A 14,283-nucleotide genomic window follows, 5' to 3' on the forward strand; every position below is an offset into this window, starting at 1 on the left:
ACCGCGGGGTGGTGCCCCAACCCGGTCCGTGACGCGTCGAACCCCGTTCCCGCGCTCACCTTCTCCCATATCTGCATCAAGCGCATTGGCGCTATCCCCAGACCATCTGGGCTGCTGCCTATCCCACTTCGCGCGGCAGAAAACCCAAGATCAATGGAATGATCATCGAGTCCGCATCCACTCTGATCCGATGCGTTCAAAGCCTTCCCCAACTTCGAGGGACAGAGCGAGCGACCAATCAGCAACCAGCGCTGTGAGCACCCCGAAGGGCGCCACGCGCGCAGTGGCTCGATCCAGCTCGACTGCTGGCTTGTCCAAGGCCTCCCATTGATCAACGTCCCAGCGATAGATCGATACTGGCGGTGAGAATCTGGTGAGGACCGCGAGTGTGGTGACCAAGCAGCTCTTCTCTGGTATGGGCAGATCCCAGGGGCGCACTAGCCACTGCCAAACTGGATCATGCCCCTCACTCAGGCTCCTGGCCATGTCGGGGGTGTCGACGGTGGGGGTCGGCTCGACTGGGATGACCTGAACCCAATGCGCCTGCAGCCGCCGCATTGGCGTGCCGAGTAGTAATGCCTCTACCCAGTCTGATTCGACGCCTCCGGTCGTGAAAGTCCCGAGTCCGGCGACTTCCACCATGGCCGCCTCATGAGACGACCGGCGTGCGAGATTCTCGGCGCAGGCGCGGAGAATTCGATCCACTTCATAGACGTTGTATCGCAATGCCCCCGCGCACACTAGCTCGCAGCCTGCGAGGGCTGTAACGCCCTCGGTATAGCCATAGGACGGCGTTGTTCCCTGCTGGACAAAAATGACTCGAATCTCAGGGCTCATGAGCGTCCCCCTCTTAGGCCGGAGATATTCTCCCAGCAGTCGTCGCCGTTGTGCCGGTGCTATGTTTCGGGCACGTACGATTCGACCGTCCCGAAGCCGACGATTCTTCCGTCGTACCAGAGCTTGAAGTCAGTTCCGGGGGTTGCGTAGATGCGCCCGAGGTCATCCCAGAAGCTGAGTTGGGCCGATACCGCTGTTCCTGGAGCCAAGGCGGCCGGGCCGCTAATCATCGCGCCGATTTGGAGCTCTGTTTGGTCTGCCTCTGGATCAAGGTGAGAGACGACCAATAGGAGCGATGGGGTCGGTGCGGGCATGGGCACCTTCAGCCCCTCGTCGGGGGTCGATGACAGCTTCAAAGTACAGGCGACGGAGTACGCGTTCATTCGATGATTCCTCAGCAGTGGAATTGCACATACGTGGGATGTTATTGGGAGCCGCGTCAGGTGTGCTCCTGATCGACCCGAAGATTCTCCACGTTCACGTAGTAGACCCGGCGTATCAGATCGGCGGGACTGTTGAACTCATACTGCTCCGGGACCAGGAGGAGGTTCCGAGCGGCGGCTGGATCAAGTACTTCTGGCTCCTCTGGCCAGGGGCCACTCCAGACCTGAATGAGGCCTTCCTGGAGAAGAGAGATCAATGCAGAGGAGACTTCCGTGACCACGGATCCAGGGTCCACGAGTTGCAGGACCTTGACCGTTTCCGCGATCTCCGGCAACGGAATCAGGTCCTCAAGGCCCTCCGTGAGGATCGTCTCCCGCAGGGACGCACGGGCGCTCATGACGTTCCCAACGGGATGTGCCTGTCATGCAGCGCGCCGTCAAAGTACTTGAGGTACGGCCTAATCTTGACGCCGGCGTGCCAGGGAACGCCTCGCGGCAGAACCCGGGAGCACAGCGGCCCGCTTTCCCTAGCGCTGCGACATCGAACGAAGCCGGTCGCCTGATCTGCAAATGCACTTGTCATGGGACGATCCTGATGCCATTCATCACTTCATTGAACTCCGATAGGCCCTTTACATATCGGTCAATAGGAGCGTCGGGTACGTATCTCGCCCCTGATTCGGGCAAACGGGTACGACGGCGGTCGGCCGCGTCCGCAGGGAGCGCGCCGGCCGCCGTCGTGCTGTACCCGGGACGCCTGATGGGCGACGAGATGCGTACCAGGAACGGTGATTGGGCGTCGAGATACGTACCCGAAAGGTCAGGCGGGGGTGGCCGCGCGGCCCTTCGTCACGCCCGCGAAGAAGGCGCCGAGCTCCGCCCTGGCCGTGAGCGGCAGGACGTTCGCGACGTACTGGTCCGGGCGCACGACGACGACCACGCCGCCGCGGTCGATCCCGCGCTCCTCGAAGATGTCCTCGCCGGGGAGCGTCGCGTACACCTTCTCGAGGTCGGTGAGCTGGAACGGCCCGACCGAGGGCTTGAACACGGTCGGGACGGCGTTGATGTCCACGTGCGGGTGGTCCTGCTGGTAGACGACCTTGACGTCGAACCACGCATCGCGGTCGAGCCCCTCCGGCGTCGCGGCGATCGGCGAGTCGGGCGACGTCGAGAGCCACTGGGCGAGGTCGGCGACCTTCGACTGCTCGCCTGCCGCGGCCGCGTCGGCGAAGACGTAGATGCGCCAGCGGCCGTCCGCCGTCGCCTGGTGGCCGAGGTGCAGCGGGTTGGTGTCGCACACCCGCGCCACGCGGGCGGACTTGAAGCGCTTGCCGATCGGGAACCCGGTCGCGAGGTCCTGGTACGCGGGCTCGGAGGTGAGCATCGACGGCGCGTACTGGGTCATGAACCCGGCCGGGAACTCGGCGGTGCGCACGTAGAAGTCCGCGAGGTCCGAGGGGTTCTCGAACTCGTCCGGCTTCTTCGCCATGAGCGTGGACCACTCCTTGTCGAAGTCGATGAGGTTCTGCGCGATCACCTGGCGCTCGGCCGAGTACGTGGCCAGGAGGCTCTCGGGGCTGCGGCCCTCGAGCACGTGGCCGAGCTTCCAGCCGAGGTTGAAGCCGTCCTGCATCGAGACGTTCATGCCCTGGCCGGCCTTCGCGCTGTGCGTGTGGCACGCGTCGCCCGCGATGAACACGCGCGGGGTCCGGGTGCCCTTCTCGGCGGGCACGACGTCGTCGAACCGGTCGGTGAGGCGGTGGCCCACCTCGTAGACGCTGTGCCACGCGACGTTGCGCACCTCGAGCGTGTAGGGGTGGATGATCTCGTTCGCCTTGCGGATGACCTCCTCGAGCGGGGTCTTGCGGATCGCGCCGTGGTCGTCCGCCGGCACGACGCCGAGGTCCACGTACATCCGGAAGAGGTGGCCGCCCTCGCGCGGGATCAGGAGGATGCTGCCGCCGTCGTGCGACTGGATCGCGCACTTGGTGCGGATGTCCGGGAAGTCGGTCACCGCGAGGACGTCCATGACGCCCCACGCGTGGTTGGCCTGGTCCCCGGCGAGCGTGCAGCCGATCGACTCGCGGACCCTGCTGCGCGCGCCGTCGGCCCCCACGACGAACTTCGCGCGGACAGTGCGCTCCTGGCCCTCGAGCTCGCCCGCGGTGTGGAGGAGGGTGACGACGACGGGGTACTCGCCCTCGCCGGTGACCTCGAGGGAGCGGAACTCGTAGCCGTAGTCCGGCGTCAGGCGCGTCGGCGAGTTCTTCGCGAACTCGGCGAAGTAGTCGAGGACGCGGGCCTGGTTGACGATCAGGTGCGGGAACTCGCTGATGCCCATCTCGTCGTCGACCGCGCGCGAGCTGCGGACGATGTTCTCGGGGTTGGCCGGGTCCGGCACCCAGAAGTTCATCTCGGTGATCTGGTAGGCCTCGGCCGTGATCCGCTCGGCGAAGCCGAACGCCTGGAAGGTCTCGACGCTGCGCGCCTGGATGCCGTCCGCCTGGCCGATCGCGAGCCGGCCGGGGCGGCGCTCGACGATCCGGGTCGTCACGTTCGGGAACTGGGAGAGCTGAGCGGCGGCGATCATGCCCGCCGGGCCGGTGCCCACGATGAGGACGTCGACGTGGTCGGGGAGCTCCTCGGGCCGGTCGATGCCGACGCCGGCGGCCGGCTGGACTCGCGGGTCACCGGATACGTAGCCGTGGTGGTGGAACTGCACGGGGTTTCCTCACTTCTCTGTGGGGCGGCGACCTCTCGCCAGCAGCGGTTTGTTCGATAATAGAATTCATTGTTCTAATATCGCTCAGACCATGCTAAACGTGATCCCCGGCACCTTCAAGAGGACGTGGGTAGCCACGCCCGCTCGCGAGACGCGTCCAGCCGCCCGGCCACCCATCACGGCGGCTCGGCGGTTGTGCTTCCGTTCAACGGAAGATCTCTGGCCCGCGCTGTGAGCCGCGCCCTACGCTGGCAGGACCGCCCCGCATCGCCTCGGCACCTCCAAATGTTCGCATCGCGAACACTTGTGCAGAATGCGAACACACGGTTACCCTGAACGAGGACGCCGTGCCGCCGCGGGGCACGTGGCAATGAAGCAAGAGCGACCTTAGGAGGGTCCATGGGCGAGCCCGTCAAGTCGTCGGACGCCGCAGCTGACAACCAGGCGATCCTCAGCCGGGAGATCCGGGACATCGAGGAGTCCTACAAGGCGTCGGTCGCTGCCGGCGCGCCAGCGGAGACCCAGCCGCGCATCGACTACCCGCCGTATCGCAGCTCGATCCTGCGGCACCCGACCAAGAGCCTGCACCACGCGGACCCGGAGACCATCGAGCTCCACAGCCCCGCGTTCGGCCACCAGGACGTGCACGCCCTCGAGTCCAACCTCACCATCCAGCACGGCGGCGAGCCGCTGGGCGAGCGCATGATCCTCAAGGGCAAGGTGCTCGACGGCGACGGCCGTCCCGTCACGGGCCAGCTCGTGGAGATCTGGCAGGCCAACTCGGCCGGCCGCTACATCCACAAGCGCGACCAGCATCCGGCCCCGCTCGACCCGAACTTCACCGGCGTCGGCCGCTGCATCACCGGTCCCGACGGCTCCTACGAGTTCCTCACGATCAAGCCGGGCGCCTACCCGTGGAAGAACCACCTCAACGCGTGGCGCCCGGCGCACATCCACTTCAGCCTCTTCGGCACGGAGTTCACGCAGCGCATCGTCACCCAGATGTACTTCCCGGGCGACCAGCTCTTCCCGCTGGACCCGATCTACCAGTCGATCGTGGACCAGGGCGCGCGCGACCGCCTCGTCGCGACGTACAACCACGACCTCACCTCGCCCGAGTGGGCGCTGGGCTACGAGTGGGACATCGTGCTCACGGGCCCGAAGCGGACCTGGACCGAGAACGAGGCCTACGGAGAGCAGGGCGAAGACAGTGAGCACTGAGAAGACCATGACTGAGAAGCTGACCCCCACCCCAGGCCAGACCGTCGGCCCCTTCTTCGGCTACGCGCTGCCGTACGAGAAGGGCGGCGAGCTCCTCGCCCCCGGCACGCCTGGCAGCATCCGCCTCGCCGGCACCGTCTACGACGGCAACGGCGAGCCCATCCCGGACGCGATCCTCGAGATCTGGCAGGCAGACGCGGCGGGCAACGTCGTGACGGAGACCGGCTCGCTGGTGCGGGACGGCTACACCTTCACGGGGTTCGGCCGCGCCCCGGTCGGCAACACGGGCAAGTACACGTTCACCACGGTCAACCCCGGCGCGACCGAGCCGGGCAAGGCGCCGTTCATCGCGATGGCGGTCTTCGCCCGCGGCCTCATGAACCGCCTCTTCACCCGCGCCTACCTTCCCGAGGACACAGAGGCCCTCGCGAACGACCCGCTCCTGGCCTCCCTCGAGCCGGCCCGCCGCAAGACCCTCATCGCCGAGCGCCTCGCGGACGGCTCGCTGCACTTCGACGTGCGCCTGCAGGGCGAGGACGAGACCGTGTTCCTCGACTTCGCCTCTCCGGCGTCTCGCGAGGGCTAGCCACGATGACGACGGATCCCGCCGCCGGCGCATCGGCGGAGCTGGGCCAGCCGGCTGCCGGCCACGCCGATCTCGGCCTCCTCGCCCCCGTCTGGGCCGCGCCCGCCGTGGCCGGCCCGACGGGCGACGCCGCGATCGCCGCCGCGATGCTCGAGCTCGAGGCCGCCTGGGCTGAGACGCTCGAGTCCGCGGGGCTCGCGGTTGCCGGAGCCGGCGAGTCGGTGCGGCAGGGCGTGGAGGCTCTGCACAGCGCCCCGCACGCGGCAGGGCACGACGCCGGCCTGGCCGCCTTCGCGGGTTGGCCGCACTCTGCGGCAAGCCCCGCGTTCGTCGCCCGGCTCGCCAGGGACGCTCAGGGCGGCGGGAATCCGGTCATCCCCCTCGTGAAGGAACTGCGGAAGGCGGTCGAGTCCGTCGACCCCCGGGGTCCGGGCCCCCGATCCCTGTACACAGCTGCCGTGCACCAAGGCCTCACAAGCCAGGACGTCCTGGACTCGGCCCTCATGCTCGTCGCCCGCCGGGCCGTCGCGGGCATCGCCGCAGACCTCGGCGCCGCGGGCCACGCGCTCGCTGACCTCGCGGCCCGGCACCGCACCACCCCGCAGGTCGCCCGAACCCTCACCCAGCATTCGCTGCCCTCGAGCTTCGGGCTCAAGGCCGCGAACTGGCTCCAGAGCGTAGCGCACGCCGAGGCTGCCCTCGAGGCGCTCCGATTCCCCGTCCAGTGCGGGGGAGCGGCGGGGACGAACGCGTCCCTCGTCGCCCTCGGCGCCGAACCGGCGGCCCTTTCCGCCGACTGGGCGCACCGCGCCGGCCTGCACCCCGCGGTCGCCCCGTGGCAGACGTTCCGCGGCCCGGTCACCGACCTCGGCCGGGCGCTCGCGGCGGCCTGCACCGCGGCCGGCCACGTCGCCAACGACGTCATGCTGCTCTCCCGCCCCGAGATCGGCGAGGTCGGCGAGCCGCTCGCCGCCGGCCGCGGCGTCTCCTCGGCCATGCCGCAGAAGCAGAACCCCGCGCTCTCGGCCCTGATCCGCTCGGCCGCGCTCCAGGCCCCCGCGCACGCGATGCAGCTCGAGCTCGCCGCGGCCCTGAGCGAGGACGAGCGAACCGGCGGGGCCTGGCACACCGAGTGGCCGGCCCTGCGCGCCCTCCTGCGCCTCGCCGCCGGCGCCGCCGCCGCGCTGCGCGAGCTCGCCGAGGGCCTGCGCGTCGTCCCCGAGCGCATGCGCGCGAACCTCGCGCTCTCCGGCCCGCTCCTCGTGAGCGAGCGGATCATGCTCGAGCTCGCCCCCCACGCTGAGGGCGGACGCGCGGGTATCCAGTCCGCGGTCGACGCCGCGCTGGCCGCCGGTGCCGACGCTTCGGGTAGCAGCGCCGAGCGCCAGGCGAGCGTCCTGCGCGAGCGGCTGCGCGCCGTCGTCCTCGAGGAGGACGTGAGCGACGCGCGGCTCGACGAGGTCCTCGACCCCGCGAACTACCAGGGCGACGCTGCCGGGATCGTAGACCGGATCCTGATCGACTTCGACGAAAACCACACGAGAGGGAAGTGACGCCCCCATGACCACGCCCACCATCAAGGCCGTGCGGCTCTCGCCGCGCGAGCAGCTCGGCGAGCGGGAGCTCGTGGTGCTCGGGCCGTCTCTCGGCACCTCGACTGCGATGTGGGAGGCCGCGGCCCGCCTGCTCGGCGAGGACTACGACCTCCTCGGCTGGGACCTCCCCGGCCACGGGAACTCCCCGGCCGCCGCGCCCGAGGACGCCACCGCGCCCGGCGCGTTCACGATCGCGGAGCTGGCCGAGGCCGTCGTCGGGCTCGTCGACTCGATCGTCCCGGCAGCTGCGTCCTCACCTACGGCGTTTCACTACGCCGGCGACTCCGTCGGCGGGGCCGTCGGCGCCGAGCTGGCGCTCGCCCACGGCGACCGGCTCCTGAGCCTCGCGATGCTGTGCTCCTCGCCGAAGTTCGGGACCCCCGAGATGTGGAACGAGCGGGCCGACGCCGTCGCCGCGCAGGGCACCGCGATCCGCATCCAGGCCTCCGCCGAGGTCTGGTTCGCCCCCGGCTTCCTCGGCGAGCACCCGGCGGAGGGCTCGCGCCTCCTGCATGCCCTCCGCGATGCGGACCGCTTCGGCTACGCCGCCGTCTGCCGCGCCCTGGCCGCCTACGACGTGCGCCCCCGCTTCGGCGAGATCGCCGTCCCGTTCCTCGCGATCGCCGGCGAGCACGACTCCGTGAGCCCCTTCTCCGACGCCCAGTGGATGGCCGCGCACGCCCAGGACGGCACCGCCGTCGAGCTCCCCGGCGTCGCACACATCGCCCCGACCGAGGACCCGAACGCGGTCGCGGACCTCCTGCGCACGCACTTCCGCGCGGCCGTCACCGTCGCAACGCAGGAGAAGGCCCAGTGAACTCCCAGCAGGTCGGCCAGAATTGGACGGACGACCGACGCGCGGGCGCCGTCCAGCCGGACGCGACGCAGCGCGAGCTGTACGACGGCGGCATGGTCGTGCGGCGCGAGGTGCTCTCCGACGAGCATGTGGACCGCGCGAACGCGAACACCACCGAGTTCACGGCCGAGTTCCAGAACATGATCACCCGCATCGCGTGGGGCGGCATCTGGACCCGCCCCGGCCTCACCCGGCAGATGCGCTCCGTGGCCGTCCTGACCGCGATGATCGCGCACGGCCACTGGGAGGAGTTCGCGATGCACGTCCGCGCGGCCCTGCGCAACGGGCTCACGCGCGACGAGATCAAGGAGGTGATCCTGCAGTCCGCCATCTACTGCGGGGTGCCCTCCGCCAACACGGCCTTCAAGGTCGCCCAGGAGACTCTCGCATCGCTCGACTCCCAGACCCCAGATTCACAGACCCCCGACGCCGACACCCTCAAGGAAGAGCAGAAGTGACTGAAGCATTCGTCTACGACGCGATCCGCACGCCGTTCGGGAAGTTCGGCGGCGGGCTCGCCGGCGTGCGCCCCGACGACCTGGCCGCGCACATCGTCCGGTCCATCGTGGACCGCGCGCCGGGCCTCACCGCCGAGGCGCTCGAAGGCACCGACGGCAAGCACAGCGCGATCGACGAGGTCGTGTTCGGCAACGCCAACGGCGCCGGCGAGGAGAACCGCAACGTGGCGCGCATGGCCACGCTCCTCGCGGGCCTGCCGACGTCGATCCCCGGGACGACCGTCAATCGCCTGTGCGGCTCCTCGCTCGACGCGGCGATCATCGCCTCGCGCCAGATCGCGGTGGGCGACGCCGACGTTGTCCTCGTGGGCGGCGTCGAGTCGATGTCCCGCGCGCCGTGGGTCCTGCCCAAGACGGAGAAGCCGTACCCGGCCGGGGACATGACGCTCGCCTCGACGACGCTGGGCTGGCGCCTCGTCAACCGGAACATGCCGAAGGAGTGGACCGTGTCCCTCGGCGAGGCGACCGAGCAGCTGCGCGAGCGGCACGCGATCGGCCGCGACCGCCAGGACGAGTTCTCCGCGCGCTCGCACAACCGCGCCGACGCCGCATGGAACGAGGGCTTCTACGACAACCTCGTCGTGCCCGTCCCCGGAACCGAGCTCACGCGCGACGAGGGCATCCGCCCCGGCTCGTCCGCCGAGAAGCTCGCGGGCCTCAAGACCGTCTTCCGCCCCGACAACGGCGACCGCTCGGGCACGACGGCGGGCGGCACCGTGACCGCCGGCAACGCCTCCCCGCTCTCCGACGGCGCCTCCGCTGTCCTCCTCGGCTCCGAGGCCGCGGCCGGGACGCTCGGCCTCGAGCCGATCGCGCGCATCGCCGGCCGCGGGGCCGCGGGCAACGAGCCGCAGTTCTTCGGCTTCGCGCCCGTCGAGGCCGCGAACCGGGCCCTCGCCAAGGCGGGCATCGGCTGGGACCAGGTCGGCGCCGTCGAGCTCAACGAGGCCTTCGCCGCGCAGTCCCTCGCGTGCCTCGACGCATGGAAGATCGACCCCGAGATCGTCAACCGGCACGGCGGCGCGATCGCGATGGGCCACCCGCTCGGGGCCTCCGGCGGGCGCATCCTCGGCACCCTCGCCCGCTCGCTCCAGGCCAGCGGCGAGCGCTGGGGCGTCGCCGCCATCTGCATCGGCGTGGGGCAGGGGCTCGCCGTCGTGCTCGAGAACGTCTCGGCCAAGTAAGGAGTCCACGGACATGCTGGAATTCAAGGACACCGTCGCGGAGGCCGTGGCGGGGATCGAGGACGGCTCGATCGTCATGATCGGCGGGTTCGGCAATGCCGGGCAGCCGTTCGAGCTCATCGACGCGCTGCTGCAGAGCGGCGCGACAGGCCTCACGGTCGTGAACAACAACGCCGGCCAGGCCGACGAGGGCCTCGCGCTCCTCATCAAGGAGGGGCGTGTGAGGAAGATGATCTGCTCGTTCCCGCGGCAGAGCGACTCGTGGCACTTCGACGCGAAGTACCGGGCAGGGCAGATCGAGCTCGAGCTCGTCCCGCAGGGCAACCTCGCCGAGCGCATCCGCGCCGCCGGCGCCGGGATCGGCGGCTTCTTCACCCCGACCGGCTACGGCACGATGCTCGCCGAGGGCAAGGAGACCCGCTTCCTCGACGGCAAGTGGCAGGTCTTCGAGACCCCGATCCACGCCGACGTCGCCCTCATCAAGGCGCTCACGGCGGATCGCAAGGGCAACCTCGTCTACCGCAAGACCGCACGGAACTTCGGCCCGATCATGGCCGCGGCCGCGAAGCGGACCATCGCCCAGGTCTCCGAGATCGTCCCGACCGGCGGCCTCGACCCGGAGAACGTCATCACGCCGGGCATCTACGTCAACACGATCGTGAAGGTGGGCTGAAAGCATGAGCGAACAGACGACGTCGAACCTCACCACCGCGGGCGGCGCGCCTCACGGCGCCCCCCAGGCTTCCGACGCTCCCCTCGGCCGCGACGACCTCGCACGGCTCGTCGCGCGGGACATCGCCCCGGGATCGTTCGTGAACCTCGGGATCGGCCAGCCGACCCTCGTCTCGAACTACCTCACGGACGAGCAGGACATCACCCTGCACACGGAGAACGGCATGCTCGGCATGGGCCCCGTCGCGACCGGCGACGAGATCGACCCCGACCTCATCAACGCCGGCAAGATCCCCGTCACGGAGCTCCCGGGCGCGAGCTACTTCCACCACGCCGACTCGTTCGCGATCATGCGCGGCGGGCACCTCGACGTGTGCGTGCTCGGCGCGTTCCAGGTCTCCGCGGGCGGCGACCTTGCGAACTGGCACACCGGCGCGCCTGACGCGATCCCCGCCGTCGGCGGCGCGATGGACCTGGCGACGGGCGCGAAGGACGTCTACGTCATGATGACCCTGCTGACGAAGGACGGGAAGCCGAAGCTCGTGCCGGAGCTGACCTACCCCGCCACCGGCGTCGGCTGCGTGACGCGCGTGTACACCGACCAGGCCGTCTTCCTCATCGCGGCCGACGGCGTGCGCGTCCGCGAGACGTTCGGCATCACGTTCGAGGAGCTCGAGGGGCTCATGGAGGTCCCGCTGATCGCTGGTTGAGGGTGCATCGGTGGTTGGATGGAGGCACTGTGATTGATCCAAGCATGCCGGACCCCGGCCCGGGGCCGGTCGACTACGCCCACCCGCCGGTGCCGGTCGCGAGTGACCAGTTCGTCCAGTCGCTCGCGCGCGGGCTCGCCGTCATCCGCGCGTTCGACGCCCAGCACCCCGAGATGACCCTCTCGGAGGTCGCGGCGCGCACGTCGCTCACGCGGGCGACGGCCCGCCGCTTCCTGCACACACTCGTCGGCCTCGGCTACGTCCGGACCGACGGGCGGGTCTTCGCGCTCGCGCCGCTCGTGCTCCAGCTCGGCTACGCGTACCTCTCCGGGCAGCGGCTGCCCGAGCTCGCCCAGCCGATCCTCGAGGAGCTCTCGCATCGCCAGGGAGAGTCGACCTCGCTCGCGATCCTCGACGGCACCGACATCGTCTACCTCACGCGCATCCACACGCGCCGGATCATGACCGTGGGGATCTCGCCCGGCACGCGGTTCCCCGCGCATGCGACGTCGATGGGCCGCGTCCTGCTCGCGGGCCTCGGGCCCGCCGAGCTCGAGGACTACTTCGCCCGCGCCGACCTGGCTCCCCTCACCCCGCGCACCCTCACATCGCGCGAGGCGATCGAGGCCGAGCTCGCGCGCGTGCGGGAGGCGGGCTACGCCGTCGTCGACCAGGAGCTCGAGGTGGGGCTGCGCTCGGTCGCCGTGCCGGTCCTGGGCGCGGATGGGCGGACGCTCGCCGCGATCAACGTCGCGCTCTCGGCCCGGCTCGACGGTGCCGGGCAGGGTGAGGACCGCGACGCCGAGGTGGCCCGCCTCGTGCCCGAGCTCCACGCGGCGGCGGCCTCCATCGCCGAGGCAGCAAGGGCGGTAGGTGCCCCCTGAGCCTGGCACCCCAACAACCCAACCCTCGTTACGGGGTCACGTCTCAAGGATGCGGGGTCACGTCTCTAAAACGCCTCAAGTGCGTGATAGAGAGGTGACCCCGCAACGCAGGAAGGTGACCCCGCAACGCAGGAAGGTGACCCCGCGTCGTGGGTGGTGGGGTCCGCGCTAGGCGACCGGCTGGGGGGACGTGATCCGGGTGAGGGAGTCGACATCGCGCACGGCGCCCTTGTCGGCCGAGGTGGCCATCGCCGCGTAGGCGCGCAGGGCCGCGGAGACCTGACGCTCGCGGTTCGCCGGGTGGTAGCCGGTCGTGGCCTCGAGCCGCTCGCGCCGGGCGTCGAGCTCGGCCTGGTCCACGACGAGCTCCATCGAGCGGTTCGGGATGTCGATGCGGATGAGGTCGCCGTCCTCGACGAGCGCGATCGTGCCGCCCGAGGCCGCCTCGGGGGAGATGTGCCCGATCGAGAGGCCGGAGGTGCCGCCCGAGAAGCGCCCGTCGGTGATGAGCGCGCACTTCTTCCCGAGACCGCGGCCCTTGAGGAACGAGGTCGGGTACAGCATCTCCTGCATGCCCGGCCCGCCCTTCGGACCCTCGTAGCGGATGACGACGACGTCGCCCTCCTTGACCGTCTTGTTCAGGATCTTCTCGACGGCCTCGTCCTGCGACTCGCACACGACCGCCGGGCCCTCGAACGTCCAGATCGACTCGTCCACGCCGGCCGTCTTCACGACCGCGCCGTCGACGGCGATGTTGCCGCGCAGCACCGCGAGGCCGCCGTCCTTCGAGTAGGCGTGCTCGACCGAGCGGATGCAGCCGCCCTCGGCGTCGAGGTCGAGGGAGGTCCACTCGTTGGACTGCGAGAACGCCGTCGAGGAGCGCTGCCCGCCCGGCGCGGCGTGCCACAGCTGCTGCGCCTCCTCGGTGGCCTTGCCGCCGCGGATGTCCCAGTCGTCGAGCCACGACTCGAGGTCCGGAGAGTGCACCGAGCGCACGTCGGTGTGGAGGAGGCCGCCGCGGCGCAGCTCGCCCAGGAGGGCGGGGATGCCGCCGGCGCGGTGCACGTCCTCCATGTAGTACGTCTTGTCCTTGGCCACGTTCGGGGCGACCTTCGCGAGGCACGGCACGTTGCGGGACTTCGCGTCGATCTCGGCGAGGCCGTACTCGACGCCGGCCTCCTGGGCCGCCGCGAGCAGGTGCAGGATCGTGTTGGTCGAGCCGCCCATGGCGATGTCGAGGGCCATAGCGTTGTCGAAGGCCTTCGCGGTGGCGATCGAGCGCGGGAGGACGGAGTCGTCGTCGTGCGCGTAGTAGCGGGTGGCGAGCTCGACGGCGGTCGCCCCCGCGCGCTCGTAGAGCGCCTTGCGCGCGGTGTGGGTCGCGAGGACGGAGCCGTTGCCCGGGAGGGAGAGGCCGATGGCCTCGGTGAGGCAGTTCATCGAGTTGGCCGTGAACATGCCGGAGCACGAGCCGCACGTGGGGCACGCGTTCTGCTCGATGAGGTCGATGTCGGCGTCCGAGACGGACTCGTCGACGGCGTCGGCGATCGCGTTGACGAGGTCGAGCGAGCGGATCGAGCCGTCCGTGAGCGTCACGCGGCCGGCCTCCATGGGGCCGCCGGAGACGAACACGGTCGGGATGTTGAGGCGCATCGCGGCCATGAGCATGCCCGGGGTGATCTTGTCGCAGTTGGAGATGCAGACGAGGGCGTCGGCGCAGTGCGCGTTGACCATGTACTCGACCGAGTCGGCGATGAGGTCGCGCGAGGGGAGCGAGTAGAGCATGCCGCCGTGGCCCATGGCGATGCCGTCGTCGACGGCGATCGTGTTGAACTCGCGCGGGACGGCGCCGGCGGCGAGGATCGCGTCCGAGACGATGCGGCCCACCGGGGCGAGGTGCGTGTGGCCCGGGACGAACTCGGTGAAGGAGTTGGCGACGGCGATGATCGGCTTCCCGATGTCCGAGTCGGCGACGCCGGAGGCGCGCATCAGTGCGCGGGCGCCGGCCATGTTGCGGCCATGGGTGACGGTGCGGGAGCGAAGAGCTGGCATTGGACCAGAACATCACGCGCGCGCGGGCGGCCGCCAGTCTGCCTTGGTACTAGTAGTGGGAGT

The 14,283-nt window shown here is 70.0% G+C and carries 14 protein-coding genes; 9 read left to right on the forward strand and 5 right to left on the reverse strand.

The features are described from left to right. Nucleotides 1–162 precede the first annotated feature (162 nt). The 4 genes from BV907_RS18230 to BV907_RS05685 all read right to left on the reverse strand — a co-directional run bounded on the left by BV907_RS18230 (nt 163) and on the right by BV907_RS05685 (nt 3,942). Nucleotides 163–837, reverse strand: a complete 675-nt coding sequence (locus BV907_RS18230) for a hypothetical protein (RefSeq protein ID WP_139346625.1) — start codon at nt 835–837, stop codon at nt 163–165. A 59-nt stretch (nt 838–896) separates the two neighbouring features. After that, a complete protein-coding gene (locus BV907_RS05675) occupies nt 897–1,220 on the reverse strand; it encodes a hypothetical protein (protein WP_077488763.1) in 324 nt (107 codons plus the stop codon). A 56-nt stretch (nt 1,221–1,276) separates the two neighbouring features. Then, nucleotides 1,277–1,618, reverse strand: coding sequence for a hypothetical protein (locus tag BV907_RS05680; RefSeq protein ID WP_077488764.1), 342 nt, complete (start codon nt 1,616–1,618; stop codon nt 1,277–1,279). A gap of 422 nt (nt 1,619–2,040) precedes the next feature. Next, nucleotides 2,041–3,942 (reverse strand): FAD-binding monooxygenase, encoded by a 1,902-nt coding sequence (locus tag BV907_RS05685; protein WP_077488765.1) that lies wholly within the window; start codon nt 3,940–3,942, stop codon nt 2,041–2,043. A 399-nt stretch (nt 3,943–4,341) separates the two neighbouring features. On the opposite strand from BV907_RS05685, the gene pcaH reads away from it, so the two are divergent. Genes pcaH through BV907_RS05730 form a run of 9 tightly spaced genes read left to right on the forward strand, consistent with a single transcriptional unit; the run spans nt 4,342 to nt 12,168 of the window. Then, nucleotides 4,342–5,163 carry a protocatechuate 3,4-dioxygenase subunit beta gene (gene pcaH, locus BV907_RS05690; protein WP_077488766.1) on the forward strand — a complete coding sequence of 274 codons (822 nt, stop codon included), beginning with the start codon at nt 4,342–4,344 and terminating at the stop codon, nt 5,161–5,163. 7 nt (nt 5,164–5,170) lie between these two features. Continuing rightward, the gene (gene pcaG, locus BV907_RS05695) at nt 5,171–5,749 is read left to right on the forward strand and encodes a protocatechuate 3,4-dioxygenase subunit alpha (RefSeq protein ID WP_077488767.1); all 579 of its coding nucleotides are present in this window, start codon (nt 5,171–5,173) and stop codon (nt 5,747–5,749) included. Between the two features lie 5 nt (nt 5,750–5,754). Continuing rightward, entirely contained in the window at nt 5,755–7,302 is a 1,548-nt protein-coding gene (locus BV907_RS05700) for a lyase family protein (RefSeq protein ID WP_077488768.1), read from the forward strand. A 7-nt stretch (nt 7,303–7,309) separates the two neighbouring features. Then, nucleotides 7,310–8,161: an alpha/beta fold hydrolase gene (locus tag BV907_RS05705; RefSeq protein WP_077488769.1), complete on the forward strand. Its 852-nt coding sequence runs from the start codon at nt 7,310–7,312 to the stop codon at nt 8,159–8,161. Beyond that, complete coding sequence (gene pcaC / locus BV907_RS05710) at nt 8,158–8,658, forward strand: 4-carboxymuconolactone decarboxylase (RefSeq protein WP_077488770.1); 501 nt, start codon at nt 8,158–8,160, stop codon at nt 8,656–8,658. Before BV907_RS05705 ends, pcaC begins: the two co-directional genes overlap by 4 nt. Continuing rightward, nucleotides 8,655–9,902: a thiolase family protein gene (locus BV907_RS05715; RefSeq protein ID WP_077488771.1), complete on the forward strand. Its 1,248-nt coding sequence runs from the start codon at nt 8,655–8,657 to the stop codon at nt 9,900–9,902. The genes pcaC and BV907_RS05715 overlap by 4 nt, the downstream gene beginning before the upstream one ends. Before the next feature lie 13 nt (nt 9,903–9,915). Further along, nucleotides 9,916–10,575 carry a 3-oxoacid CoA-transferase subunit A gene (locus BV907_RS05720; RefSeq protein WP_077488772.1) on the forward strand — a complete coding sequence of 220 codons (660 nt, stop codon included), beginning with the start codon at nt 9,916–9,918 and terminating at the stop codon, nt 10,573–10,575. A gap of 4 nt (nt 10,576–10,579) precedes the next feature. After that, nucleotides 10,580–11,284: a 3-oxoacid CoA-transferase subunit B gene (locus tag BV907_RS05725; RefSeq protein WP_077488773.1), complete on the forward strand. Its 705-nt coding sequence runs from the start codon at nt 10,580–10,582 to the stop codon at nt 11,282–11,284. A 44-nt stretch (nt 11,285–11,328) separates the two neighbouring features. Continuing rightward, entirely contained in the window at nt 11,329–12,168 is an 840-nt protein-coding gene (locus BV907_RS05730; protein ID WP_077488774.1) for an IclR family transcriptional regulator domain-containing protein, read from the forward strand. A gap of 168 nt (nt 12,169–12,336) precedes the next feature. Here BV907_RS05730 and ilvD read toward each other — a convergent pair whose 3' ends face one another. Continuing rightward, nucleotides 12,337–14,220 (reverse strand): dihydroxy-acid dehydratase, encoded by a 1,884-nt coding sequence (gene ilvD, locus BV907_RS05735; protein ID WP_077488775.1) that lies wholly within the window; start codon nt 14,218–14,220, stop codon nt 12,337–12,339. Nucleotides 14,221–14,283 lie beyond the last annotated feature (63 nt).

The organism is Sinomonas mesophila (genome assembly GCF_001999765.1).
In the GTDB taxonomy this organism is placed as follows: Bacteria; Actinomycetota; Actinomycetes; order Actinomycetales; family Micrococcaceae; genus Sinomonas; species Sinomonas mesophila.